Below are 24,756 nucleotides of genomic sequence, written 5' to 3'. Positions count from 1 at the left end.
AAGCCGCAGGTGGCGGTGGACGCCGCCGAGCGGGAACTATTTACTGAACGATCGGTCTGTAATACTGTTCCGGTAGACCCGCCGCCCGAGGAGAGGACCGTCAGGTGTCCGAAGTACTGGAGAGCTACGCACTGGGGTCGTGGTTCACCCCCGCCGACGAGGGCGAACCCCTCGCGGACGCGAACACCGGCGAGACCGTCGCCCGCCTGGCGGGCACCGGCCCCGACGTCTCCGCCATGGTCGACTACGCCCGCACCGTGGGCGGTCCGGCCGTCCGAGCCCTCACCTTCCACCAGCGCGCGAACCTCCTCAAGTCGCTGGCCCAGCACCTGATGCAGTACAAGGACGAGTTCTACGCGCTCTCCTACCGGACCGGCGCCACCAGGCGCGACAGCGCCGTCGACATCGACGGCGGCTTCGGCACCCTCTTCAGCTTCTCCAGCAAGGGCCGCCGCGAACTGCCCAATTCCACGGTCATCCTCGACGGCCCCCTGGAGCGGCTGAGCCGCGAGGGCACCTTCGCCGGCCAGCACGTCTACACCTCGCGTCCGGGCGTCGCGGTGCAGATCAACGCGTTCAACTTCCCGGTGTGGGGCATGCTGGAGAAGCTCGCCCCCGCCTTCCTGGCCGGGCTGCCCAGCATCGTCAAGCCCGCCGCCCAGACCGCCTACCTCACCGCGGCCGTGGTCCGCCGGGCCGTCGAGTCCGGGATCCTGCCCGAGGGCTCCCTCCAGCTCCTCGCCGCCGGGCACCGGGGCCTGCTCGACGACCTCGGGCCCCAGGACATCGTCGGCTTCACCGGCTCGGCCGCCACCGGCGCCATCCTGCGCAACCACCCGAACGTGGTCAGCGGCGGGACGCAGCTCAACGTCGAGGCCGACTCCCTCAACTGCTCGATCCTGGGCCCGGACGTCACCGCCGAGGACCCCGAGTTCGAGCTGTACATCAAGCAGGTCGTCACGGAGATGACCGTCAAGGCGGGGCAGAAGTGCACCGCCATCCGCCGCGTCATCGTCCCCGAGGCCATGGCCGACACCGTCGTCGAGGCGCTCCGGGCACGGCTGTCCAAGGTCGTGGTGGGCGCGGCCGACCACCCGGACACCCGCATGGGCGCCCTGGTCTCCCTGGCCCAGCGCGACGAGGTGCGCAAGGCGGTCAAGGCCCTGCGCACCTCCTGCGAGCTGGTGTACGGCGACCCCGAGCGGGTGGAGGTCGTGGGCGCCGACGCGGAGTCCGGGGCGTTCATGTCCCCGATCCTGCTGCGCGCCGAGCCGGGCGCCCGGGAACCGCACGAGGTCGAGGCTTTCGGCCCGGTCAGCACCGTCATCACCTACGGCTCGGTGGCCGAGGCCGTCGAGCTGGCCGCCCTGGGCCGGGGCTCCCTGGTGGGCTCGCTGGTCACCCACGACCCCGACGTGGCCCGCGAGGTCGTGCTGGGCGTCGCCCCCTGGCACGGCCGCATCCTGGTCCTGGACCGGGACGACGCCAAGGAGTCCACCGGCCACGGCTCCCCGCTGCCCGTGCTGGTGCACGGCGGTCCGGGCCGCGCCGGCGGCGGCGAGGAGATGGGCGGTGTGCGCGGCGTCAAGCACCACATGCAGCGCACCGCGATCCAGGCCTCGCCGGACATGCTCACCGCGATCACCGGCCACTGGACCACCGGGTCCAGGCGGAACACCGGCGACGTCCACCCCTTCCGCAAGAACCTCTCCGAGCTGCGGATCGGCGACACCATCGAGTCGGCGGAGCGCACGGTGACCCGCGCCGACATCGACCACTTCGCCGAGTTCACGGGTGACACCTTCTACGCCCACACCGACGAGGAGGCCGCGGCCGCCAACCCGCTCTTCGGCGGGATCGTGGCGCACGGCTACCTGGTGGTGTCGCTGGCCGCCGGCCTGTTCGTGGACCCGGCCCCGGGCCCGGTGCTGGCCAACTTCGGCGTGGACAACCTGCGGTTCCTCACCCCGGTGAAGGAGGACGCGGTCATCCGGGTGACGCTGACCGCCAAGCAGATCACCCCGCGCACCAACGCCGAGTACGGCGAGGTCCGCTGGGACGCGGTGGTCACCGACCAGGACGGCGAGGCCGTCGCCACCTACGACGTCCTCACCCTGGTCGCCAAGGGCGACGAGGAGGCATAGCGACGTATCGCCCTGTCGACGAATCGGTGCCCCCGGCCGGTCGGCCGGGGGCACCGCCGCGTTCAGAGCCGGGAGGCGGGGAAGGCCCGCCGCGCCGTCAGCACGATCAGCAGGACGGGGACGAGCAGGGCGAGCACCGCCCACGGCAGCGCGCCGGTGCCCGCCCGGACGAGCAGCGCCCCGCCCGCCGCGCCGCCCCCGGCCATGGCGACGTTCCACAGGGTGACGTACACGGACTGGGCGATGACCGCGGAGGATCCGGCCGCGTCGGTCACCGAGGTCTGGAGGAGGGTGGGCGCCCCGCCCCAGCCCAGGCCCCACAGGGCCGCCGCGAGCAGGACCGCTGCGGGCAGGTCGGCCAGGAGGGCGAGCAGGGAGGCCGCCGCTCCGATGAGCAGGACCCCGGCGGCGGCGAGTGCCCGCAGCCTCCGGTCGACGAACGCGCCCACGAGCCAGACCCCGCCCAGGGAGGCGACGCCGAACACCAGCAGCACCAGGCCCACGGACCCGCCCTGGCCCGCGTCGGCCAGGAAGGGGGCGATGTAGGTGTAGAGCACGGTATGCGCCGTGACCAGGACCAGCGTGACGGCCAGGACCGGGGCGAGCCCGGGCAGTGCGAGCACCCCGGCGAGCGGCACGCGCTCGTCGCGCGGACGCCCCGGCCGGTCCGGCACCGCGACGAGGATCCACACGAGCAGGACGACCGCGATCACGGTCACGGCGAGGAACGCGGCCCGCCAGCCGAGCACCCGGCCGAGGAAGGCCCCCGCGGGCACGCCCAGGGAGAGGGCGATGGGGATTCCCGCCAGAACGACGGCCAGTGCGCGCCCCTGGAGGTGTACCGGCACCAGGGAGCGGGCGTACCCGGCGAGCATCGCCCAGGCGAGTCCCGCCGCGATCCCGGCGGCGAACCGGGCGGCCAGGGTGAGGAGGTGGTCCGAGGAGAGCGCGGTCACGGTGTTGGCGAAGGCGAACAGCGCCACGGTCGCCAGCAGCAGCGGGCGGCGGCGGACCCCGGCGGTGGCCGCGGCCAGCGGGATCACCGTGACCGCCGTGCCGACCGCGTACGCGGTGACCGCCTGGCCCGCGGCGGACTCGCCCACCCCGAGGTCGGCGCTCATCTGCGGCAGCAGCCCGGCGGGCAGCAGCTCGGTGAGGGCGGTGGCGAAGGCGACGAGGGCCAGGGCGAGAAGGGGCGCCAGAGGGAGCCGCTCCGACCGCTCCCGGACGGTGTCTTGTGCTGTGGAGATCATGGCGCCATGCTCGAACCTTCACATACGTGTGAAGGTCAAGGTGGAGCGTCGTGAGGTGGACCACATGAGGATCGGGGAGCTGTCGGAGCGCACGGAGGTCCCGCGCCGGCTGCTGCGCTACTACGAGGAGCAGGGCCTCATCCTGGCGGAACGCCGGGAGAACGGGTACCGGGACTACGACGAGGCCACCGTGGACCGGGTGCTCCAGATCCGGGGGCTGCTCGACGCCGGGCTGCCCACGAGGATCATCAGGCAGATCCTTCCGTGCCTGGACAGGCCCCGGTCGATCCACTTCCCCGATGCCACCCCGGAGATGATCGCGACCCTGCGCTGCGAGCTCGACCGCATGGAGCGGCGCATCCGCTGCCTGGAGCAGAACCGGCGGGCCGTGGCCGAGTACCTGGACGAGGTCCTCGCCTACGAGCCGGATCCGGTCTCCTGAGCCGGGCGCGCGGGAGCGCTCCGGAGGGTGCCGACCCCCTCCGGAGCGCCGTCCGGGGCCCCGCCTACAGGCGGGCGATGGCCGCGGCGGGGTCCTCGATGGCGTCGGCGACGACCCGCATGAAGCCGGCCGCCGCCCCGCCGTCGCACACCCGGTGGTCGAACGCGAACGACAGCTGGGTGACCTTGCGGACGGTCAGCTCGCCGTCCACCACCCACGGGCGGTCGATGATCCGGCCGATGCCGAGGATCGCCACCTGCGGGTGGTTGATGATGGCGGCGCTGCCGTCGACCCGCAGGGAGCCGTAGTTGTTGAGGGTGAACGTGCCGCCGGTCATCTCCGCCGGGGTGGCCCGGCCCGCGCGGGCGGCTGCTGTGAGCCGCCTGATCTCGGCGTCCAGCTCGGCGGTGGTGAGCCGGTGCGCGCCGAGCACGGCCGGGGCGACCAGGCCGCGGTCGGTCTGCACGGCCAGGCCGAGGTTGATCCCGTCGTACTGGACCAGCTCGCCGCGCTCGGTGTCCACCAGTCCGTTGAGCTCGGGGTGGGCGCGCAGGCCCGCCACGGTGAACCGGGCGACGTAGGACAGCAGGCCCGGGCCCTCGGGGTGGGCGGCGCGCAGGCGCACCAGCTCGGTGGCGTCGACGTCCACCCACACGGTGGCCTCGGGGATCTCGCTCCGGCTGCGGGAGAGGGCGGCCGCGACGCTCTTGCGGAAGCCGCTCATGGGCACCCGGCTGGACTCGGCCAGGCCGGTGCGCGGGTCCACGGCCCCCGCCGGGACGGGCTCGGCCACCGGGACCGCCGGAGCCGCCGGGACCGCCGGGGCCTTGGCGGCCTCGATCGCGGCGAGCACGTCGCGTCGGGTGATGAGACCGCCCGGACCGCTGCCCTCGACGTCGGCGACGCGCAGCCCGGCCTCGCGGGCGAGCTGGCGCACCAGCGGCGATGTCACCAGCGGGACCCGGCGCGGGGGCGCGGGCGCGGGGGAGGGAGCGGCCGGGGCCGCGGAGGCCTTCCGGCGCGGTCGGCGCCGGCGCCCCCCGCCCCCCGCCTCCGGGGTGCCGTAGCCGATGAGGACGTTGCCCGAGCCGGTGCCCGCGCGCTCCTCCTCGCGGTAGCGCTCGCCGTCCGCCGACACCGGGGCGGGGGCGGACGCGCCGGGGGCGGCCGCCTCGTCGGCGACGCTGATCAGCGGGCCGCCCACGGCCAGCACCTCGCCCTCGGCGCCGTGCAGCTCGTGGACCACGCCGGCGTAGGGGGTGGGCACCTCCACGATCGACTTCGCGGTCTCCACCTCGGCGATCGGCTGGTCGACGGCGACGGTGTCGCCCACCGCCACCAGCCACTTGACCACCTCGGCCTCGGTGAGGCCCTCGCCCAGGTCGGGCAGTTCGAAGATACGGATCGTCACTGGTCGTCCTCCCACTGGAGGTCGTCGACCGCGTCGAGGATGCGGTCGACGCTCGGCAGCTGGTGGCGTTCCAGCTTGGGCGGCGGGAACGGGATGTCGAATCCGGTGACCCTGCGCACCGGGGCGGCCAGGGAGTGGAAGCAGCGCTCGGTGACCCGGGCGGCGATCTCCGAGGCGACGCTGGCGAACCCGCTCGCCTCGGCGACGACCACGGCCCGGCCGGTGGAGCGCACCGCGGCGCACACGGTCTCGTCGTCGAAGGGGACGATGGAGCGCAGGTCCACGACCTGGAGGCTGCGGCCCTCCTGGGCGGCGGCCTCGGCCGCCTCCAGCGCGGTGGGCACGGACGGCCCGTAGGCGATGAGGGTGGCGTCGGTGCCGGGGCGGCACACGACGGCGGTGCCGATGCCGGGGCGCCCGGCGGCGGGGTCGAACTCCTCCTTGGCCCAGTAGAGCTTCTTGGGCTCCATGAACACGACCGGGTCGTCGGAGGCGATGGCCTCGCGCAGCAGGTGGTAGGCGTCGGCGGGGGTCGCGGGGGTGACGACCTTGAGGCCGGGGGTGTGGGCGTAGTACGCCTCGGAGGAGTCGCAGTGGTGCTCCACCCCGCCGATGCCGCCCGCGTAGGGCACCCGGATGACGATGGGCATGGAGACCCGGCCGCGGGTGCGGTTGCGCAGCTTGGCGATGTGGCTGACGATCTGCTCGAACGCCGGGTAGGCGAACGCGTCGAACTGCATCTCGATGACGGGGCGCATCCCGTTCATCGCCATGCCGACGGCCAGGCCGGCGATACCGGACTCGGCGAGCGGGGTGTCGAAGCAGCGGTCCTCGCCGAACTCGGCGGTGAGGCCGTCGGTGATACGGAAGACGCCGCCGAGGGGGCCGACGTCCTCGCCGAAGACGTACACGGTGTCGTCCTCGGCCATGGCGTCGCGCAGCGCCCGGTTGAGGGCCTGGGCCATGGTGAGCTTGGTGGGGTCGGTCGCCATGGGTCAGTCGTTCTCTCTGCTCAGTTCGTCGGCCAGGACGGCGGCCTGCTCCCTCAGCTGCGGGGTGGGCTCGGCGTAGAGGTGGGCGAACAGTTCCGAGGGGTGGGGGTCGGTGTCGCGGGAGATGCCCTCGCGCATGGCGGCGGCGACGGCCTCGGCCCGCTCGGTGATCTCCTCCTGGCGCGCCCTGGTGAGCACGCGCTTGCGCTTGAGCAGCGCCTCCAGACGCAGCAGGGGATCGCGGGAGACCCACGGGTCGACCTCGTCGCTGCTGCGGTAGCGGGTGTCGTCGTCCGCGTTGGTGTGCGCCTGCATGCGGTAGGTGTGCGCCTCGACCAGCTGCGGGCCCGCTCCGGAGCGGGCGGCCTCGACGGCGCCGCCCAGCACGGCCAGCACGGCGGCGGTGTCGTTGCCGTCGACGCGCTCGCCGTTCACCCCGTAGCCGATGCCCTTGTGGGCGAGGGAGGGGGCGGCGGTCTGCCGGGCGAGGGGGACGGAGATGGCGTACTCGTTGTTCTGGACGAAGAACACGACGGGCGCCTTGAGGACGGCGGCGAAGTTGAGCGCCTCGTGGAAGTCGCCCTCGCTGGTGGCGCCGTCGCCGCACAGGGCCATGACGACCGTGTCCTCGCCGCGCAGGCGGGCGGCGTGGGCGACGCCGACGGCGTGCAGCAGCTGGGTGGCGAGCGGGGTGGCCTGCGGGGCGACCCTGTGCTCGTAGGGGTCGTACCCGGCGTGCCAGTCGCCCTTGAGGAGGGTGAGGACCTCGACGGGGTCGACGCCGCGGGTGACGACGGCGACGGTGTCCCGGTAGGTGGGGAAGAGCCAGTCGCTCTCGCGCAGGACGAGCGCCGCCCCCACCTGGCAGGCCTCCTGGCCGTGCGAGGAGGGGTAGACCGCCAGGCGGCCCTGGCGGACCAGGGCGCCGGCCTGGTCGTTGACGCGGCGGCCGACCACCAGGGCGGTGTACGCGGCGAGGAGACGTGCGTTGTCGGGGAAGGGGAGGGTCGGGTTCTCGACCGGCCTCCCCGACTCGTCGAGCAGCTGCACCGGCTGCTCGGAGGGGAGCAGGTCCCGGTCGTCGGCCATGCCTCTGCCTCCATGTGTCGGATCGTCGGGTGTGTCGAAGCTGACGTGTACAGACATATGGTGCGGTTTGTGGCCATATGTTCGCCATACGTGCGACAAGATCAAGAAAACGTCGCACCAGAGGCCGCAATCCGTAACCGATCGTCCAGATATGTGACCCCGGGCACGGTTTCCGGTGGACAGGTGGCCGCCCGCTCTCCGCACCCACCTCCACCTGCCCGAACACCGTGCCCCCGGGCACCCGCTCGCAGCGGATCCCGGCATGCGTGGCAGGGTGGGTCCCAAGGGGAACGAGGGAGCGAGGCGACCATGGGCAACGACCGCGAGACGCTCACGTACGAGCTGTTCGGCACCGCGATGCGGGAGCTGGCGCAGGAGATCGCCGACGACGGGTTCGAGCCGGACATCATCCTGTCCATCGCCCGCGGCGGCCTGTTCGTGGCGGGCGGGCTCGGCTACGCGCTCGGCGTCAAGAACCTCCACGTCATGAACGTGGAGTTCTACACCGGTGTGGGCACCACCCTGGACATGCCCGTCATGCTGCCGCCCGTCCCCAACGTGGTGGACCTGAGCGACAAGCGGGTCCTGGTCGCCGACGACGTGGCCGACACCGGCAAGACCCTCAAACTCGTCCACGACTTCTGCTCCGAGCACGTCGCCGAGGTGCGCAGCGCGGTCGTCTACCAGAAACCCCACTCGCTGATCGACTGCGAGTACGTGTGGAAGCACACCGACCGGTGGATCGACTTCCCGTGGTCGGTGCTGCCCCCGGTGGTCACCCGCGAGGGCGGGGTCCTCGACTCCTGAGGAGCTCCCCGGAGCAGCCTCGCACGCGTCCCCCGGCCACACCCGCCGGCGGCAGGACGGCGGGGCCGCCCATCACCCGCAGGCGGACGCTGCCGGGTGCGCCCCGGCCGTACCGCTCCCGGTACGGGGTCGGCCCGCGGGCGTCGGCGCGATCAGGTCGCGGCGGCGCGCAGCCGCTCGGCCAGCCACGGCGGCACGTTCGTCGAGTCCCGGGGGAAGTACCGCAGGTCGAGGGCGTGGTCGAAGGCGAGCGGCGCCAGGGAGAAGGCGGGTTCGCCGTCCCGGTCGTAGACGATCCGCCAGCCGGAGACCCGACCCACGGTGATGTCGACCGTGAACCAGGCGCCGCGGCCCTCGATGTAGGTGGCCGAGCGCAGCACCTCCAGGGCGGCGCGCAGGTCCCCGCCCACGGGCAGCTCGCGGTCGCCGCCGGGGGTGGCGGCGGCCAGGGTGCCGCCCGCGTACCCGGCCAGGGCACGGTAGGTGAGGCGCAGCCGGGACCACTCCAGGCCCCCGGCGAGGCAGCGCATCCGATCGGCGATGCCGTCGAGCAGGTCGACCCGGCGGGCCGGGGCGATCCGCAGCGGCGGCACGCTGGGGCGTCCGGGCGGGCCCGGCCGGGGCGGGTCCTCGGCGGCGCGGTCGGACAGCAGGTCGGCCCACGGGGGGCGGCGGGAAGGGGGGCGGCGTTCCATCTCGGCGCGGAGTTCGGCCACGTCGCCGGGCTCGCCGGTGGCGTGCGCGAAGCCCAGTTCGCGGATCTCCTCGTCCACAGGGCCGGGCATCCACTCCGGCCAGTGGTCGTGGGCCCGCTCCAGGGCCGCGTCCTCGCGGGTGACGGTCAGCCGGGCGAAGAGCCACCGTCCGTCGGCGTCCCCCTCGTGCCGCCGCAGTCCCTCCAGTACCGCGTGCAGGCCGGGGCCGGTGGCGACGGGGGACAGGTCGTCGTGGACGAGGCCGTACGGGTGGGGTGCGCGGTAGAGGAGGACCCGCCGGTCGGCGTCGCCGAGCAGGTGGCCGCGGACCAGGGCGGCGGCCTCGGCCAGGGCCTCCTCGGCACGGCCGCTCGGGGCCCCGCCCGCGGCCAGGACGGTGACGGGGTCACCGCGGCCGGGCAGCTCGCGGGCCGCCCGCATGGCATCCCCGAGCAGCAGCATCAGCGAGTGTCCGCCGACGGCGGGGCGGCCGCCGGCGGGCGCGGACCCGCTCGGCTCCATCCGTTCGGGATCCCGCTCGCCGGTGAGCCCGAGGCGGCGGGCCAGTGCCTCCGCGGCCGCGAGGTCGTGGCCGTCCCGGGCGGCGTGGACCAGGACCGCGGCGAGCGCGTCGGCGTCCAGGGTGCGGTCCAGGGCGCGGGCCGCCAGATCGGCCACGGCCTTGCGGGCGGAGACGGCGCCGGCGGCGTCGACGGCCCCGAGGGCGGCGCGGGCCACCCACTCGGTGAAGTCGTCCGGGTCGGCGCACCAGCCGACGGTGGCGGCCAGGCCGTCGTCCTCCCAGTCGTCGGGGTAGGCGGCGCGCGCCCACTCCCCGTCCCACCAGTAGGCGAAGTCGGGACGGGGCCGCCCGGCCAGCCAGTCCCAGGGCAGCGCCTCGGGCGCGCCCTCGAAGATGTCGATGGGCCGGGTCCAGGAGCGGGCGCCGGTGTTCTCGGGGTCGTGGCCGATGAGCAGGAACCTCCCCCCTGCCACCCGGGCCAGGCAGAACCGCGACCCCAGGACCAGCCGGAAGTGCACGGCCCCGGGGCCGGGGACGCATTCGGTCAGCCCGAGCCCGGCGCAGACGGCCGCGTAGGCCCCGGCCCGGGCCCAGAGGACCTCGGGGTGGGGCAGGTCGGAGGGCGATCCTGGCAGGTGGAACACCGTGGTGCCTTTCCTGGGAGAGCCGTCCCGCACATTGTCCCCCAGCCGGCACGGGGCGACCCCGTATTGCGCCGCCGTGTCACGGCCGATGTTTCACGTGAAACATCGGCGGCCCGGAGGGTACGCCCGGATCCGCGCGGTCGGCGAACGCCGGGCGGTCGACGAGCCGGGTCAGCTCCACCCGGGACCGGATGCCGAGCTTGGCGTAGATGTTGCGCAGGTGGTGGTCGACGGTCCGGGTGCTGAGGAACATGCGCGCCGCGACCTCCCGGTTGGTGGCGCCGTCCGCCACGTGCCTGGCGATGCGCAGCTGCTGGGGGCTCAGGTCGGCCAGGCGCGTCTCCGCCGCGGTCACCGCCCCGCCCGCGGCGCGCAGCTCCGCTCGGGCCTGCCGGGCCCAGGGTTCGGCGCCCAGCCGCTCGAAGGCCTCCCGGGCCTCGGTGAGGTGCTCGCGGGCCGGGCCCGGGTGCCGTGAGCGGCGCAACCGCGCGCCCAGCAGCAGACGGGTGCGGGCCTGCTCGAAGTCGCAGTACCCCGAGGTGTGCAGTTCGAGGGCGCGCAGCAGACCGTCGTTGGCCTCCTGGCCGTCGGCCAGCAGGCCGCGGCAGCGCGCCACCAGCGCACGGGCCGTGTCGTTGCCGGTGGCCTCCGCCCAGGCGTGCAGGGTGGCGACTCCGGTGTCGAAGCGGATGTCGAGGCCGGCCCGCACCCCGGCCTCCACCAGGTGCGGGGTCAGCAGCAGGCGCACCGCCGTGTGGCTCTGTCCGGGGCCGGAGCGGGTGAGGGCGCGCAGTCGCGCCGCGGCCTCGCGGGGCCGGCCCGCGCCCAGGTCGAGCAGGGCCAGCGCCCAGGACGCCAGCGCCGCGGGCAGCCCCACGTCGTGCGCCTCGGCGGTGGCCAGGGCGGCCCCGGCCAGTGCCCGGCAGGATTCCTCCTCGCCTCGGACCGCGGCGACGAACGCGAGCGCGGCGCGGTGGTGTCCGGCGCAGTTCTCCTGACCGGTGGCCAGGGCGGTGCGCAGCCCCTCCGCCGCGCTCTCCTCGGCCAGGGACAGCCGCCCGAACCAGAGCTCGGCGTAGGTGAGGAACTCCAGGGCCTGGGGCACCAGGACGAGGGCCCCGGTGCGGCGGGCGGCGAGGACGGCGCGCCCGGCCAGGGCGCGGGTGCGGACGTGGTCGCCGCACAGCAGTCCGGCGATGACGCCCAGGACGAGGGTGTCGGGCTCTCCGATCCGGTCGGCGGAGGCCTGGACCCGGCGCAGGGCGCTGACGCCCTCGGCGTGGCGGCCCTGGAACATGGCGGACTTTCCCGCCATGTAGTCGAGGAGGACCCGGTCGCGGGGTGCGGACGCGCCGCCCGCGAGGACGTGGGCCCGGGCGACGGTGGCGAAGTAGCGCTCGTGGTCGCCGGCCAGGCAGCATGCCTCCGCGGCCTGGTGGAAGAGGTCGAGGGCGAGGGAGAGGTCGTACGGGGCCGTGCTCTCGGCGGCGGCGGCGAGGCGGTGGTGGGCGTCGACGGCCACACCGCTGCGCAGGTCCATCCGGGCGGTGAGGGGGTCGGCTGCGCCGCCCGCCCGCTGGGCGTGGCGCCGGGCCCGCCGCTGGTCCCCGGCCAGCCAGGCGTGCCGGGCCGCGGCCAGGAAGCGCTCCTCCCGCGCCGTGGGAGCACCGCCGCCCCGGGCCCCGGCCACGGCGGGGGCCGTGCCGTGGGGAGCGGCGGGCGTCCCGGCGGGGGTCAGCTCGGCGGACCGCTCCCACAGCCGGGCGGCGGTGGCGTGGTCGGCGGTGGCGCGTGCGGTCGCGGCGAGGTCGGCGGCCAGCCCGGCGTCGGTCCCCGCGACGGCGGCAGCGCGGTGGCGGGCGGCCACTGCGGGAGTGTCCGCCCAGAGGTCGGCCAGGGCCCGGTGGGCGGCGTGGCGTTCGGCGGGCGGGGAGCGGTGGCGGCAGACGGAGCGGACCAGGGGGTGCGCGGGGACGGGGCGCCCGGCCTCGCGGCGGACCAGCCCGGCGGCGGCGGGGTCCAGGTCGCCGGGGTCCAGTCCGGCGCGCTCGGCCCGGTCGTGGTGTCCGTCGGCGTCGTCCAGCGCCAGGGCCAGCAGCCGGTGGCGGGCCCGGTCGGGCAGGGCGCGCAGCCGCCGGGCGAGGTCGTCGGTGATCGGGCCGTGCGAACGGGGCGGGTCGTCCGGCGGGTCCTCGCCCCGCGCCTGCTCGGGGGTGAGGGCGGCGGCCAGCTCCACCGCGGCACCGGGGTTGCCCCCGGCGGCGGCGACCAGCTCGGCACGGACCCCGGCGGCGAGCGGGTGCGGAGACCGCTCGTCGAGGAGGTCGGCCACCGCCGGGGCGGGCAGCGGCGCCAGCGCCAGGCGGTCCGGTCCGGCCAGGCGGCCGAGCGCGTCGGCGTCGGCGGTCAGCAGGGTGGCGACGCCCTCCACCGAGAACCGGCGGGCGGCGAAGGCGACGGCCCTCCGGGAGGGTGCGTCCATCAGGTGGAGGTCGTCCACGCACACCAGCAGCGGGTGCTCGCCGGCGGCCTCGGTGAGCAGGGCCAGGGCGGCGGCCGCCAGCGGGAAGGGGCGGTCCTCCCGGCCCAGGGACAGCGCCCCTTCCAGGACCTCGCGCTGGGCGGCGGGCAGCCGGGGCAGGTAGGGCAGGACCGTGCGCAGCAGCTGGTGCAGGCCCGCGTGGGCGAGGTCGCTCCCCTCGGGGACCGCGCGGGCGTACAGGACGGTGAGGTCGGCGGCCTCCGTGACGGCGCGGGCGAGCAGTGTGCTCTTGCCCGAGCCCGGTCCGCCGGTGACGAGGAGGGCGGCGCTGCGCCCGGCGCGGGCGGCGCGCAGGAGACGGCGGACTGCGGCCAGGTCGCGGTCGCGTCCGGACGGTGCGGTGACAGCGGGGGGCACTCTGGTCACCCACCAAAAGTTACCCACGAGTTAAAAAGATGTAAAGGGACCGGCGATTCAGCCGATGCGCGGCCGGCGGCCGGTGTCACACACTCGCTCCAGATCCCCCCGCCGATCCGGAGGACCCCCCATGAAACGCCTCCTCTCCGTTCTGAGCGGCCTGCTGCTGGCCGTCGTGCTCTCCTTCGCCCAGGCCGCGCCCGCGGCCGCAGCGCCGCAGACCCCCGTCATCTTCATCCACGGTTTCGCCGGCAAGGGCGAGCAGTGGTCCACCATGCGCGCCCAGCTGACCGCCTCCGGCTACCCGCAGGACCGGCTGCACGTCTTCACCTACGACTGGGCCCGCTCCAACAAGACCATCGCCGGACAGCTCTCCTCCTACGTGGACGGGATCCTGGCCCGGCACGGCACCGACAGGGTCCACCTGGTCACCCACTCCATGGGCGGGCTGTCGTCCCGCTGGTACATCAAGAACCTGGGCGGCGCCGGGAAGGTCCACCACTGGATCTCGATCGGGGGCCCCAACAACGGGACGGACATCGCGAGCCTGTGCCCGGGCATCGTCACCTCCTGCGCGGAGATGCGGCACGGGTCGTCGTTCCTGAACGAGCTCAACGCCGGGGACCCCACGCCCGGGTCGACGGTCTACACGACCTTCCGCTCCCCCTGCGACCTGGTCATCTCCCCGACGTCCAGCACGTCCCTGGAGGGCGCCTCCAACATCCGGACCGGCTGCCTGGAGCACATCTCGATGATGTGGAGCTCCGAGGTCATCTCGGGCGTGCGCTCCACCATCACCTGACCACCTCCCCTCCCCCGCTCGGGCGGGTCGGCCCCCTCCCGGCCGACCCGCCCCCGGCCTTCAGGCGTGGTCGTCCTCGGGGATCTCCGGGGAGACCGAGAAGTCCCGGAAGACGGCGCGGAACCCCTCCCGCTGCGGTGAGCAGCACATGACCCCCACACGGCAGGTCCCGCCCAGCGGCAGGTGGGCCAGGCGCAGCAGCCGCCAGGCGCCCCAGCCGTCGAGATACTGGACGTTGACGGTGTCGCCGGTGCGGACCGCCCGGACGGTCACCGGACGGAAGGAGCCCCCGGTCCGCGGCAGGGAGACCATCGACCAGTCGGAGTGCCCGCGGGTGACGACCGCGCCGACGTCGAGCCCGCCGTGGACGAACTCGGTGCCGGTCTTGATCCAGTTCTCCTCGTCGGCCCGGATCATCAGCCCGGCCTGGTCGTACTGCTCCAGGTAGTCGCCCTCGAAGGTGGCCTGGACGGTGAAGTCCCCGGTGGCCTCGGTGTACAGGAAGTGGCCGTCGTCGTGCACGAACCCGTAGTGGGTGTGCCGCCAGAAGTCCTTGCGGTCCCCGGTGGCCACGGTGAGGACGCCCTCCTCGACCTGCCAGGAGGGGGGCTCGTTCATCCAGGTCATGTCGGTGAACACGGTGGCGCCTTTCGCTCGGGGGACAGCAGTGAGAGCGCTCCCACTATCGTCGGCGCGGCCCCGTGTCGACAAGGGGAGAGGGCGGTACGGCGACGAGTCGCCGTACCGCCCCCGGGCGCGGTCGGATCCGCGGGGTCAGGAGGCCTTGGCGGCCTCGCCGTCCTCGTCCTCGACGTGCAGGTCGACGCCCATCCTCTCCTTGACCAGCGAGACGCCCAGGAAGGAGATCGCGGCGGCGACGACCATGTAGACGCCGATGCTCCAGGAGACACCGGTGTTCTCCAGCAGCATCTGGGCGATCATCGGGGCGAAGGCACCGCCCAGGATCGCGCCCAGGGCGTAGCCGATGGAGACGCCGGAGTAGCGGATCTCGGCCGGGAACATCTCGGCGTACAGCGCGGACTGGGGACCGTAGCTCAGGCCCAGGGTGAGGCAGAAGACGAAGACGCCGACGAAGTACATGAAGATGTCGCCGGTGTCGACGAGGAACCACATCGGCACCGCCCAGGCGGCGAGCAGGACGTAGCCGATCTGGAAGGTGCGAACCCGGCCCCAGCGGTCGCTGACCCAGCCGCCGTACAGGGTGGAGATGAGCCAGCCGAAGGAGGCGAGGGTGGTGGCCAGCAGGACCGGCCCGCGCTCCATGCCCAGGGCGGTCGAGGCGTAGGTGGCCAGGAAGGCGATGACCAGGTACCCGGCCGCGTTGTTGGCGAGGAAGATCAGCGCGGAGAGCACGACCTCCTTCGTGTTCTTGCGGAACAGGGTGCCCAGCGGGGCGGAGGACTTGGCGCGGCGCTGCTGCATCAGCTTGAAGACCGGGGACTCCTCCACGGTCTTGCGGATGAGGTGGCCGATGATGATGAGCAGGAAGGACAGCAGGAACGGGATGCGCCAGCCCCACGCGAGGAAGGCGTCCTGGCCGATGACCATGGTGATGAGCCAGACGATGAAGGTCGCCAGGATCATGCCGCAGGGCACGCCGATCTGCGGGTAGGCGCCGAAGAAGCCGCGCTTGTTCACCGGCGCGTGCTCCACGGACATCAGGGCGGCGCCGCCCCACTCGCCGCCGGCGGAGAAGCCCTGGAGGATGCGCAGCGTGATGAGGAGGACGGGGGCGGCCGCGCCGATCTGGGCGTAGGTCGGCAGCACACCGATGAGGCAGGTGGCGACGCCCATCATGACGAGCGTGGCGACCAGGACCTTCTTCCGGCCGAACCTGTCCCCCAGGTGGCCCGCGACGATGGCGCCCAGGGGACGGAACAGGAAGGAGATGCCGATGGTCGCGAACGACAGGATCTGGGCCAGCCCGGGGTTCGCCTCCGACACCGGGGCGAGGAACAGGGGCGCCAGGACCAGGCCGGCCGCCTGCGCGTAGATGAAGAAGTCGTACCACTCGATGGTGGTGCCGACCATGGTCCCGGCCAGGACCTTGCGCCGCTCCTTGGCGTCCAGGGGGGCGGGTCCCGATGCCGTGGCTTCGGATGTTGCCATTGCTGCTCCGTAATGTCTGCCGACCGGGGTCGGTCACTCCCGTGGGCCGCGCCCGGCGCCCGGGGGCGGGCGCCGAATCGACACAGGACGGATGTGTCGAGACATAGGTCACGAGCCCTAGGACACTATGCCATGTGACCTACGGCATTTAGAACAGCAGGGCGAGGTTTGAGCAGTTCAGACCATGTGTACTGACCGAACGTTCGGTGAGTGGGCGAACACCGACAGGCAGTCGCACCAGCCCAGGGCCGCATCACCGCCCCCCGGGGCAGCCCCCGGAGAGGACGAGGCGCAGCCGCAGACACAGGCCGAACAGGCGGAACGGCAGGGAGAGCTCCAGGGGCCCGAGAGCGGAGGCGGCGGCACAGGTCGGAGAGTCGTCCATGGTCGCATTATACCCCCTAGGGGTACCCGGACAATCTCCGTGGACGCCCCGCACCCCGCCCATGGGGGACACTGGAGCGGTGAGCACCGAGAACGACCGCCCCGGCCCGCCCGCACTGAGCGTCTCCGTTCTGGTCCTGACGCTGGCCCGGCGGGTGGAGAACGAACTCGGCGCCGCGCTGGCCCCGCTGGACCTCACCGTCGCCCGCCTGGGCCTGCTCGGCCACATCGCGGGGGTGCCGGGCATCTCGTTCAGCGATCTGGCCCGCATGTCGGGGATCACCGTGCAGAGCGCGCACACGGGCGTGAAGGCCCTGGTCGCGGCGGGCCTCGTGCGCGACCTCACCGCCCGGCCGGGGGCGGCCTCGAGCATCGAGGCCACCCCGCGCGGACGGGAACTCCTGGAGCGGGCGGGGCGGGAGATCGCGCGGGTCGACGAGGAGCTGTTCGGCCCCGACGCGGACCCGGTCCAGCGCCAGGTCGGCGCGGCGTTCCGCGCGGCCTTCTCCTCCGTTCCCCGGGGCTGACCGACCCCGCCTTCAGCATGGTTGAAGCATGCCCTAAGCTTCAGCCTGTCTGAAGGTAACGCACCGAGGAGTCACCCATGGAAGACCTCCTGCTCTCGATCCACGTCCTGGCGGGCATCGTGTTCGTCGGCGGCTCCGCCGTCGCCACCAGCCTGTTCCCCCGCTACGTCCCGGTCGCCGTCCCGGCCGGCGCGCCCGTGCAGGGCGGCGAACGCAGCCGGAACACGGCGCTCGTCCTGCACCGCATCACCCGGGTCTACGCGCTCATCGGCATCGTCGTCCCCGTGGTGGGCATCGCCCTGGCCCTCCTCCAGGGGCGTATGGCCGAGATCTGGGTCAACGTCGCGATGGTCCTCACCGCCGCCGCGGGCATCCTGCTCGCCTGGCAGATCCACCCCCGCCAGCGCGAGGCGCTGCGCGAGCCCGGCGAGAGGTCGGCGCTGGGCAGGCTGTCCATGTGGAGCGGGTTCTACAACCTGCTGTGGGCCGTGGTCGTCGTGCTCATGATCGTCCGCCCGGGCTCCGCCGCCTGAACCGGAGACTCGAAAGGGTTGGAGAGCCCGAACCGGGGAACCGTGACAAAATACCTCGGAAAGCGAGAGAAAAGGTTCCCGATGGTCTCCCTCGTCTTCGCGGTCTTCGCACTGGTCCACCTGTGCCTGACCGCCTGGCTCGTCCGCCTGGCGCTCACCCGCCGGTCCGCCGGTACCTGGCTCGCCGTGCTGGTCGCGGCCGGTCTGGTGTACGACAACGGCGTCGTCGCCCTGGGCTCCACGCTGGGGGAGGGCCCGCTGCTGTACGCGCTCAACCTGCCCCGATTCGTCGTGCACGCACTGGTGACGCCGCTGCTCATCGTTTTCGCCCACAACGCGGCCCGGGACGCCGGGCTCGGCTGGGCCCGGCCCCGCTGGGTCGGCGCCGCCTTCGCCGGAACGGCGGCCCTGCTCATCGCCTACGGAGTGGTGTTCGAGCTGTTCGAGCTCACCCTGGTCGCCGGGACCGAGGGGGACGCCCTGCGCTACTCCGCCGCCGAACCGGCCCCGCCGATCCCCTCCATCGCCACCATCCTGGTGCTGGTGGGAGTCGGCCTGGCCTTGGCGGTGTCCCGCCGAGAGTTCTGGATGCTCGCGGGCGCGGCGCTGATGTTCCTGGCGGCCGCCGTACCGACCGCCCCACTGGCCGTCGGGAACCTGGGCGAGGTGGCGCTCATCGCCGGGCTGGCCCTGACCGCCCGCCGCATGGGCTCCGGAGCACCGCGCGTCCCGGCGTCGGTCTGACAGGCCGAGGTCTCGCCCCGACGGCGTGCCGGATGCGGGCGGCCGTGCCGGGGTCCCCGGGACCGTGGGTGCACGGCCCCGCCGGGCTCGGGCCCCACGCGGACCCCGGCCGGCCGGCGGGTCCCGGGGATTGGGCGGGAGAGGTCCGGGTGACCCAGACGATCCGGAGGGTGTACACGATCGAGCACCGCGAGGACGACCCCTTCCTGAGCGCCGTCCGGTGCGCGGAGGCGACCGGGCCGGGAATGTACCTCGACCCGGCCACCGAGCGGTGGGGGCTCGCTTTCACGGTCTGCCCGGACCGGTCGGTGCGCGCCGGGCTCTCGGGACCGCTGCCCTCCCCGCGCACCCTGCCGAGGTCCCGGGGGAGCGGCACCGGGGGTGGAGCTGCGGCCGGACATCGTGGTCGCGGGGTACGACAAGGTAGCGATGGTCGGGAGCCCGGAACCGGAGTACGTCCACACGACCCTGCTGGAGGCGACGCGCTCGCTGCGCGGTCCCGGGACCAGCGGGAACAATGCCGTTGCCCGCTGGGGAAGGGCGCTGTTAGCGTCACAGGAATGATTCCCGTGACCGAGAACGAGATCCGCGGCTCGTTCATCAACTGCTCCAAGGGCGAGGCCAAGCGGCTGGCCCTCCCGCGCGATCTGGACACACGACCGTGGGAGGACCTGGACTTCCTCGGCTGGCGCGACCCGACGGCGCACGAGCGGGCGTACCTGGTCGTCGAACGCGGCGACGGTCCGGTGGGCGTGGCGTTCCGGCTCACCGGCGCGGACAACGGGTCCCGCCGGGCTCTGTGCTCGGTGTGCGTGACCAGCCGCCAGGGGCCCGGCGTGGCGCTCATGGTGGCACCGCGCGTGGGCAGGGCCGGACGCGAGGGGAACACGATCGGGCTGCACATGTGCACGGACTTCGCGTGCTCGCTGTACGTGCGGGGGCTCAAGCAGCCGGAACCGGGAGGCCGCTTCGCGGAGTCCCTGACCGTCGACGAGAAGGTGAAGCGCCTGGTGGAGAACCTGGACGGGTTCCTGGACCGGCTCAGCGGCTGAGGCGGCCTCCGGCCGGGGTGTTCCCGGCCGTCCCGCGGTGGCGGGCCCGGTGCGTCGTACGCGCCCGGCGAAGACCCCCTCCACCGCCGGCAGGGGGACATGCGGGCATGTCGACGAATCGGCATGCCCGCATGTCGGGGAACCCGCGGGCCCCTCCCGCCGCGGTCAGTGGTCGCGCCCGTCCAGGGCGGCGACCTCGCGGACCGCACCGGCGATGGCGCGGAAGTCCTTCCTGAGGATCGCGCCGTGGTTGCTCGGGACCTTGGCGAAGAGCCGGATGTTCTCGTTGCGCTCGAACACCGGGTCCATGCCCGCCCGGATCACCTCCTGCTCCTCGCCCCTGCTCCCCAGGGACGTTCCCGAGGCGAGCACGTACCGCAGCGGGACGGTGGTGGCGTCCAGGACGGCGCCCAGTTCCTTCTCCCCGCCGAGCCGGCCGAGCTCGATGTTGCTCTGCGCCATCTGCTCGGCGTTCATCCGCGGGAGCAGGCCGGTGGGGCGCAGCAGCGGTGCGAACAGGGCGACCCGCCGGAACAGCCCGCAGATCCGCTGCTCCATCGCCTCGTCCATCCAGTCGTAGGGCTGGGCGCCGTCGACCAGGACCGCGCCGATGGCGCGGTCCGGGTTCCGGGAGGCCCAGTGGGCGCCCACGTAGGCCCCGTAGGACCAGCCCACCACCAGTGCCCGCTCCACGCCCCGGGCGGCCAGGACCGCGTCCACGTCGCGGACGGCGGCCTCGAAGGAGTAGTCCGAGGAGGTCTTCGACCTCCTGCCCCGGGCCCGCTCGTCGTAGGTGATGTGCCGCCACCCCGGCCCGAGCTCGGCGATGGTCCGCCGCCAGTACCCCTGGGTGGCGAACTGCCCGTTGAGGTAGACCACGGGGGTCCCGGTCCCGCCGGTGTCGGTCACGGCCAGGGCGGTGTCGTCCACCGGCACCATGCCGGTCCACGGGGTCTCGGTGCGGGATCCGCTGTTCTTCGTCATGTGCCTTCTCCTGGTGTTCTCGTGCTCTGGTGTCGCGGGGGTGTCGTGCGTCCTGGGCGGTGTCCCCGGGCCCGGCGCGGGTGTGCCGGGCCCGGACCCGCTCCTCAGAGGCTGCGGGCGGTGATGTCGCCCATGCCGGTGGTGGCGCGGATGTCGAGCGCCGCGGTGCCGTCGTTCCTGAGGGCGTTGTCGACGCGGCCGTGCCCGGTGCCGGCGTCCAGGGCGGCGGACACCCCGGGGGCGGCGGCCACCGAGATGTCGCCGGCCCCGGTTCGGAGCACGACCGCACCCGGGGCGGCCTCGGCGATGCTGATGTCGCCCCGGCCGGTCTCGATCTCGGCCGGGCCGGTGAGGCGGCCGACCTCGACGTCGCCGTCGAGCGCGGTCAGTCGCAGCCCCGCGGCCTCGTCGACCTTGGTCCGGCGGTAGGAGCCGTCGAAGGCGACCTCGCCCAGGCGGCCGACCCCGCGCAGCTCGGCGCCGCTGCTGCGGCCCTCCACCCGGGAGCCGGTGGGCACCTGGACGGTGACCTCCAGGGCCCCGGTCGGCCCCAGGAGGCGGTTCCCGGTGCCCGAGGTGTGGATCCGCAGCACGCCGTCGTCGTAGGTGACGGAGGTCTGCTCGGCCGCCCTGACGTCGCGGCTCCTGGCACCGTTGGCGGGCCGGACCTCGACGGTGCTGTCGGCCCGGTCGGAGGCGATGATCTGGACCCGTCCGGAGGGGATGTCCAGGACGACGGAGACCGGGGCGGCGGTGGCGAACTTCTGCATGGTGTCCCTCTTCGTTCTCTTGTTTCCGACAACGTGAACGCTACGTTGCATTTCTAAATCTGGCAACTACCTTGTTGCCAATGAGCATAGAAAAACCAGCTCGGAGCATGATTTTCATTGCAATGAGCATCGAATTAATGCAACAAACAACCTTCTCGTTGTTGCATTGGATGCGGCCGAACGCTACGCTGGCCCCACCGACGGACCACGGAGGAGGAGATCGCGGTGCCGGGAGGCAGGCTCACCCAGCAGGAACGCCAGCGGATCGCGCAGGGACTGGCCGACGGCCTCGCCTACGCGGAGATCGCCCGCGGCCTGGACCGCCCGACCTCCACGGTCACGCGCGAGGTGATGCGCAACGGCGGCCCCACCGCCTACCGCGCCGACCTGGCCCAGCGCGCCACCGAACGCCGCGTCCGCCGGCGCAGGCAGGCGGAGCCGGAGGGGCGGACCGCCTCCCGGGACGGCGGCCGCGACGACGCGGCACTGGCCGAGTACGAGGAGAGGTTCACGACCCTCCTCATGCAGCAGGGCCTGCCCGCGATGATGGCCCGGGTGCTCACCTGCCTGTTCACCGCCGAGAGCGGGAGCCTCACCGCGGCCGAACTGGTGGGGCGCCTCGGGGTCAGCCCCGCGTCGGTCTCCAAGGCGGTCGCGTTCCTGGAGGGGCAGGGCCTCCTCCGCCGGGAGCGCGACGAGGGCCGCCGCGACCGCTACTTCGTCGACGACGACGTGTGGTACCAGTCGACGATCGCCAGCGCCCGGGGCACCGCCATGCTCGCCGAGACCGCGCGGCAGGGCGTGGACCTCGTCGGACGCGGCAGCGTGGCCGCCAACCGCCTGGAGAACATCGCCCGCTTCAGCGACTTCATCAGCGAGAGCATCCTCCGCGCCGCCGAGCAGGTCCGCGACGTCCTGCACACCGCGCCCCCGGCGGCCCCGGACGGCTCCGGCCGACCGGAGCGGGTCTGAGCGCCCCCGAAGCGCCCCGGCCGCACACATCCGGGGCACCCGGCCGCCGGGGTTGACCTTCCGGTTACCACAGGGCCCACACTCGTCCCATGCTCTCCATCAAGGACTTCAGCGAGATGTGCCGCCTCTCCCCGCAGACGCTCCGCTTCTACCACGCCGAGGGGCTGCTGGTACCCGCCGAGGTCGACGAGCGGACCGGGTACCGGGGCTACACCTTCGATCAGATCGAGACCGCGATGAAGGTCATGGCCCTGCGCGGAACCGGCATGAGCGTCAAGCTCGTGCGGCGCGCCCTGGACGAGCCCGGGTCGGCCGCCGACCTCCTGCGCGAGCACGTCGAGGAGCTGCACCTGAAGCGGGCGGCGGAGGACGACGCCATCGCCACCGCCCGCGAACTCCTGACCGCGCGGCCCGAGGTGCGGCGGAGCACCGCGCCCGGTCGTACCGTCCTGACCGCCGTCGCCCCCGACCCCGCCGAGCCGCCCACCGGGCTGGAGGACGACGTCTGGGCGCCGACCATGACCGCCGTCGCCGCCACCGCCGACGGGCTGGCCGCCCTGGCGCGGGCCCGCGGCGGACGGGTGTCGGGCCGCCCCTGGGCGTCCATGACCGCGGAGACCGAGGAAGAGCTGCGCCGGTTCGGCTCGGACGAGGGACCGATGTGGCGGGTCGAACTGCCCGTCGAGGGCCTGCCCCCCGGTCCGCTCACCGAACACGCCGAAGTCCGCGCCTTCGGCCCCCGCGACGAACTCTCCGTCTTCCTCCCCGGCGCGCAGTCCATGGCCAAGTACGGCACCGCCCTGTCCATGCTCACCGCGCACCGGGTCGAAGGCCTGTACATCGACATGTCGGCGATCCGCCTGGTCCTCCACGACGGCGGTGTCGAGACCGCCGCACGCCTGAACCCAATGGACGGCCCCGCGGGCGGGGCCGCCCCCTCCTGAGCCGTGTTCTCACAGGCTCCGCTCCGACCCGCCGTCGGCCGCCCCCGCCCACCACGCGCAGCCCCACCGAGGCGCCGGGGACGACCCGCAGGTGCTCGCGGGCCATCGGCCCGCCGTCCACGGGCACCACGTCGGTCACGCCCCCTCCGCACGGGCAGGGGACGACGGCCACCGCCCGGAACCCGTCGTTCACCGGGGGTGGGATCCGCGCCCGCGCCTACGGTGCCGCGGTGGAGAGCGTCGCGGGCATCGCGGTGGCCGGGAGCGGGGGGTACCTTCCCACGGCGTCCGCGGTGCCCGTGCCCCGCGCCCGGCCGGCGGTGTCCGCCGCGGTCGCGGTGTTCGGGCGCCGGGACGTGTGACCGGACCAGGCCGCCCGGGGTCAGCGGCCGGAGCCGGCACCCGCGGCCGCCCGGTCCCGCAGGCTCGCGACGGCGGCCTCCGTCGCCTCGTCCGCGGGCAGCAGGACCAGGATCTGCTGGTCCTGCGAGGACAGCTCCAGGACCTCACGGTGCAGCAGGAGCGCCCCGGCCACCGGGTGCTCCAGGGCCAGGCTCCCGCGTTCGGGGAGCACGTGGCGGTTCAGGCGGTCGGTGAACTCCGGGCCCGCCACCGGTGCCAGCTCCGCGCCCATCCACTCCGACGACTCGCGCGAGGGCGCGGTCCACAGGTCGAACGCCTGCCCGTCGGCGACGGCGCCCCAGTCGGGGAACAGCTCGCGCGCCCGGGGGTCGGTGAACACGTACCGGGTCAGGTTGGGGAACCCGCCGTCCCTCCCCTCCGCGGTCTCCAGCAGCCCGGTCCCGGCGAACACCGCGTCGAACCCGCCCGTGCGGGCCAGGATGTCGCCCAGCCGGTCGACCACGGCGGCGACACCCGGCTCCAGCAGCCCCAGGGTCCGCAGCGTGGTGGGCCGGACCTCCCGGTCCACCGGTGCGGGGCGGTTGTGCGAGGGGCAGCCGCCACCGGTGATCTTGGCGAGGTAGAGCATGTGCGCGCGCTGCGACCCGTCGAGCCCGAGCGCGTCTCCGACCGCGTTCACCACGGCGGGCGAGGGGTTGCGGTCGCGCCCCTGTTCGATCCGGGTGAGGTATTCGACGCTGATCCCCGCCAGTGAGGCGAGGTCGACCCGGCGCAGGCCGGGCGAACGGCGGCGGTGGCGGGTCGGCAGCCCCAGCGCCTCCGGTTGGATGGAGTCGCGCCGGGCCCGGATGAAATCGCCCAGAGGAGTACCCATGCCGCGATCCTAGGCGGGGCCGGGCCGCCGGGTCACGACCTCAGGGTGGCCCTGCGGGGGCCAGCCCGACCACGGCCTGTTCGCGGCCCCGGGCGGGGCGGATCGTGGTGGGCATGGACAACACAGCACACGCTTTCAAGCTCGTGATCGTCGTCGGCAGCGTCCGGGAGGGCCGGTTCGGCCCCACGGTCGCCTCCTGGGTCGCCGAGCGGGCGAGGGCCCACGGGGCCTTCGAAGTGGAGGTCGTCGACCTGGCGGACTTCGACCTGTCGCCGGCCCTGCCGGCGGTCCCGCCCAAGATGGCCGGCGACGACTACCCGTTCCCGGAGGACCTGGCCCCGCTGACGCGGGCCCTGGCGGACGCGGACGCGTTCCTCCTGGTCACCCCCGAGTACAACCACAGCTACCCGGCCTCGCTGAAGGCCGCCATCGACTGGCACTTCACCCAGTGGACGGCCAAGCCGGTCGGGTTCGTCGGCTACGGCGGCGCGGCGGGCGGCCGCCACGCGGTACTGCACCTGGAGAACGTGCTGACGGAGCTGCACGCGGTGACCATCCGCGACGGGCTGAGCTTCCCGAACTACTTCTTCTCCTGGGAGGAGGGCCGCCCGACGGACCCCGAGGCCGAGGGGTACGCCAAGGCCATGCTGGAGCAGCTGGCCTGGTGGGCGGGGGCGCTCCGGTCCGCCCGGGCGGCCGCCCCCTACCCGGGCTGACGCCGGGTCGCCATGGAGGCGTGCGGGTCCGTCGACCTGTCGACAGGTCGACGGACCCGCAC

The 24,756-nt window shown here is 73.8% G+C and carries 24 protein-coding genes; 12 read left to right on the top strand and 12 right to left on the bottom strand.

The features are described 5' to 3' along the window. Positions 1 to 104: 104 nt before the first annotated feature. Positions 105 to 2,144 carry a phenylacetic acid degradation bifunctional protein PaaZ gene (gene paaZ / locus ACSUPR_RS16150; RefSeq protein WP_436885445.1) on the top strand — a complete coding sequence of 680 codons (2,040 nt, stop codon included), beginning with the start codon at positions 105 to 107 and terminating at the stop codon, positions 2,142 to 2,144. A gap of 62 nt (positions 2,145 to 2,206) precedes the next feature. Here the strand turns inward: paaZ and ACSUPR_RS16145 are convergent, their stop codons facing one another. Then, complete coding sequence (locus tag ACSUPR_RS16145; RefSeq protein ID WP_436885444.1) at positions 2,207 to 3,397, bottom strand: MFS transporter; 1,191 nt, start codon at positions 3,395 to 3,397, stop codon at positions 2,207 to 2,209. Between the two features lie 64 nt (positions 3,398 to 3,461). On the opposite strand from ACSUPR_RS16145, the gene ACSUPR_RS16140 reads away from it, so the two are divergent. Next, entirely contained in the window at positions 3,462 to 3,839 is a 378-nt protein-coding gene (locus tag ACSUPR_RS16140; protein ID WP_436885443.1) for a MerR family transcriptional regulator, read from the top strand. 64 nt (positions 3,840 to 3,903) lie between these two features. Here the strand turns inward: ACSUPR_RS16140 and ACSUPR_RS16135 are convergent, their stop codons facing one another. The 3 genes from ACSUPR_RS16135 to pdhA are packed head-to-tail and all read right to left on the bottom strand — an operon-like array spanning position 3,904 to position 7,331. After that, on the bottom strand, positions 3,904 to 5,250 hold the full coding sequence (locus tag ACSUPR_RS16135; protein ID WP_436885442.1) for a dihydrolipoamide acetyltransferase family protein: 1,347 nt from the start codon (positions 5,248 to 5,250) through the stop codon (positions 3,904 to 3,906). Further along, positions 5,247 to 6,242, bottom strand: coding sequence for an alpha-ketoacid dehydrogenase subunit beta (locus tag ACSUPR_RS16130; RefSeq protein ID WP_436885441.1), 996 nt, complete (start codon positions 6,240 to 6,242; stop codon positions 5,247 to 5,249). The genes ACSUPR_RS16135 and ACSUPR_RS16130 overlap by 4 nt, the downstream gene beginning before the upstream one ends. Before the next feature lie 3 nt (positions 6,243 to 6,245). Further along, positions 6,246 to 7,331 carry a pyruvate dehydrogenase (acetyl-transferring) E1 component subunit alpha gene (gene pdhA / locus ACSUPR_RS16125; protein ID WP_436885440.1) on the bottom strand — a complete coding sequence of 362 codons (1,086 nt, stop codon included), beginning with the start codon at positions 7,329 to 7,331 and terminating at the stop codon, positions 6,246 to 6,248. 309 nt (positions 7,332 to 7,640) lie between these two features. Here pdhA and ACSUPR_RS16120 point away from each other — a divergent pair, with 309 nt between their 5' ends. Continuing rightward, entirely contained in the window at positions 7,641 to 8,138 is a 498-nt protein-coding gene (locus ACSUPR_RS16120; RefSeq protein WP_436885439.1) for a phosphoribosyltransferase, read from the top strand. A 152-nt stretch (positions 8,139 to 8,290) separates the two neighbouring features. On the opposite strand, the gene ACSUPR_RS16115 is transcribed toward ACSUPR_RS16120, so the two are convergent. Further along, positions 8,291 to 10,000 (bottom strand): hypothetical protein, encoded by a 1,710-nt coding sequence (locus ACSUPR_RS16115; RefSeq protein WP_436885438.1) that lies wholly within the window; start codon positions 9,998 to 10,000, stop codon positions 8,291 to 8,293. A gap of 79 nt (positions 10,001 to 10,079) precedes the next feature. After that, entirely contained in the window at positions 10,080 to 12,908 is a 2,829-nt protein-coding gene (locus tag ACSUPR_RS16110) for an AAA family ATPase (protein WP_436885437.1), read from the bottom strand. 121 nt (positions 12,909 to 13,029) lie between these two features. On the opposite strand from ACSUPR_RS16110, the gene ACSUPR_RS16105 reads away from it, so the two are divergent. Further along, positions 13,030 to 13,701: an esterase/lipase family protein gene (locus tag ACSUPR_RS16105; protein WP_436885436.1), complete on the top strand. Its 672-nt coding sequence runs from the start codon at positions 13,030 to 13,032 to the stop codon at positions 13,699 to 13,701. Between the two features lie 60 nt (positions 13,702 to 13,761). Here ACSUPR_RS16105 and ACSUPR_RS16100 read toward each other — a convergent pair whose 3' ends face one another. The 3 genes from ACSUPR_RS16100 to ACSUPR_RS16090 form a co-directional block, all read right to left on the bottom strand. Beyond that, positions 13,762 to 14,340, bottom strand: coding sequence for a DUF1349 domain-containing protein (locus ACSUPR_RS16100; protein WP_436885435.1), 579 nt, complete (start codon positions 14,338 to 14,340; stop codon positions 13,762 to 13,764). A gap of 135 nt (positions 14,341 to 14,475) precedes the next feature. Beyond that, positions 14,476 to 15,831, bottom strand: a complete 1,356-nt coding sequence (locus ACSUPR_RS16095; protein ID WP_436885434.1) for an MFS transporter — start codon at positions 15,829 to 15,831, stop codon at positions 14,476 to 14,478. A 253-nt stretch (positions 15,832 to 16,084) separates the two neighbouring features. Continuing rightward, positions 16,085 to 16,216: a hypothetical protein gene (locus ACSUPR_RS16090; protein WP_436885433.1), complete on the bottom strand. Its 132-nt coding sequence runs from the start codon at positions 16,214 to 16,216 to the stop codon at positions 16,085 to 16,087. A 79-nt stretch (positions 16,217 to 16,295) separates the two neighbouring features. Here ACSUPR_RS16090 and ACSUPR_RS16085 point away from each other — a divergent pair, with 79 nt between their 5' ends. From ACSUPR_RS16085 to ACSUPR_RS16070, 4 genes are all read left to right on the top strand, one after another. Beyond that, positions 16,296 to 16,742: a MarR family winged helix-turn-helix transcriptional regulator gene (locus tag ACSUPR_RS16085; RefSeq protein WP_436885432.1), complete on the top strand. Its 447-nt coding sequence runs from the start codon at positions 16,296 to 16,298 to the stop codon at positions 16,740 to 16,742. 77 nt (positions 16,743 to 16,819) lie between these two features. Then, a complete protein-coding gene (locus ACSUPR_RS16080; protein ID WP_436885431.1) occupies positions 16,820 to 17,275 on the top strand; it encodes a hypothetical protein in 456 nt (151 codons plus the stop codon). A gap of 81 nt (positions 17,276 to 17,356) precedes the next feature. Further along, positions 17,357 to 18,019, top strand: a complete 663-nt coding sequence (locus ACSUPR_RS16075) for a hypothetical protein (protein WP_436885430.1) — start codon at positions 17,357 to 17,359, stop codon at positions 18,017 to 18,019. Between the two features lie 560 nt (positions 18,020 to 18,579). Further along, complete coding sequence (locus ACSUPR_RS16070; protein WP_436885429.1) at positions 18,580 to 19,071, top strand: FBP domain-containing protein; 492 nt, start codon at positions 18,580 to 18,582, stop codon at positions 19,069 to 19,071. A 165-nt stretch (positions 19,072 to 19,236) separates the two neighbouring features. Here ACSUPR_RS16070 and ACSUPR_RS16065 read toward each other — a convergent pair whose 3' ends face one another. Both ACSUPR_RS16065 and ACSUPR_RS16060 read right to left on the bottom strand, forming a co-directional pair. Beyond that, the gene (locus tag ACSUPR_RS16065) at positions 19,237 to 20,055 is read right to left on the bottom strand and encodes an alpha/beta fold hydrolase (protein ID WP_436885428.1); all 819 of its coding nucleotides are present in this window, start codon (positions 20,053 to 20,055) and stop codon (positions 19,237 to 19,239) included. Positions 20,056 to 20,159: 104 nt separating this feature from the next. Further along, positions 20,160 to 20,825, bottom strand: coding sequence for a DUF4097 family beta strand repeat-containing protein (locus ACSUPR_RS16060; RefSeq protein WP_436885427.1), 666 nt, complete (start codon positions 20,823 to 20,825; stop codon positions 20,160 to 20,162). Positions 20,826 to 21,050: 225 nt separating this feature from the next. Between ACSUPR_RS16060 and ACSUPR_RS16055 the strand changes: the two genes are divergently transcribed. From ACSUPR_RS16055 to ACSUPR_RS16045, 3 genes are all read left to right on the top strand, one after another. Then, positions 21,051 to 21,797 (top strand): helix-turn-helix domain-containing protein, encoded by a 747-nt coding sequence (locus ACSUPR_RS16055; RefSeq protein WP_436885426.1) that lies wholly within the window; start codon positions 21,051 to 21,053, stop codon positions 21,795 to 21,797. An 89-nt stretch (positions 21,798 to 21,886) separates the two neighbouring features. Then, positions 21,887 to 22,741: a MerR family transcriptional regulator gene (locus ACSUPR_RS16050; RefSeq protein ID WP_436885425.1), complete on the top strand. Its 855-nt coding sequence runs from the start codon at positions 21,887 to 21,889 to the stop codon at positions 22,739 to 22,741. Positions 22,742 to 22,971: 230 nt separating this feature from the next. Then, positions 22,972 to 23,103 (top strand): hypothetical protein, encoded by a 132-nt coding sequence (locus ACSUPR_RS16045; RefSeq protein WP_436885424.1) that lies wholly within the window; start codon positions 22,972 to 22,974, stop codon positions 23,101 to 23,103. A 20-nt stretch (positions 23,104 to 23,123) separates the two neighbouring features. On the opposite strand, the gene ACSUPR_RS16040 is transcribed toward ACSUPR_RS16045, so the two are convergent. Further along, positions 23,124 to 23,978, bottom strand: coding sequence for a helix-turn-helix transcriptional regulator (locus tag ACSUPR_RS16040; protein WP_436885423.1), 855 nt, complete (start codon positions 23,976 to 23,978; stop codon positions 23,124 to 23,126). A 113-nt stretch (positions 23,979 to 24,091) separates the two neighbouring features. Here ACSUPR_RS16040 and ACSUPR_RS16035 point away from each other — a divergent pair, with 113 nt between their 5' ends. Then, positions 24,092 to 24,694, top strand: a complete 603-nt coding sequence (locus tag ACSUPR_RS16035; protein WP_436885422.1) for an NADPH-dependent FMN reductase — start codon at positions 24,092 to 24,094, stop codon at positions 24,692 to 24,694. Positions 24,695 to 24,756: the final 62 nt, after the last annotated feature.

This window comes from Nocardiopsis dassonvillei, from assembly GCF_964273065.1.
GTDB classification, from domain to species: Bacteria; Actinomycetota; Actinomycetes; order Streptosporangiales; family Streptosporangiaceae; genus Nocardiopsis; species Nocardiopsis dassonvillei_B.
The sequence above is the reverse complement of the archived record's forward strand: the minus strand, read 5'-3'. Positions and strand labels throughout refer to the sequence as shown.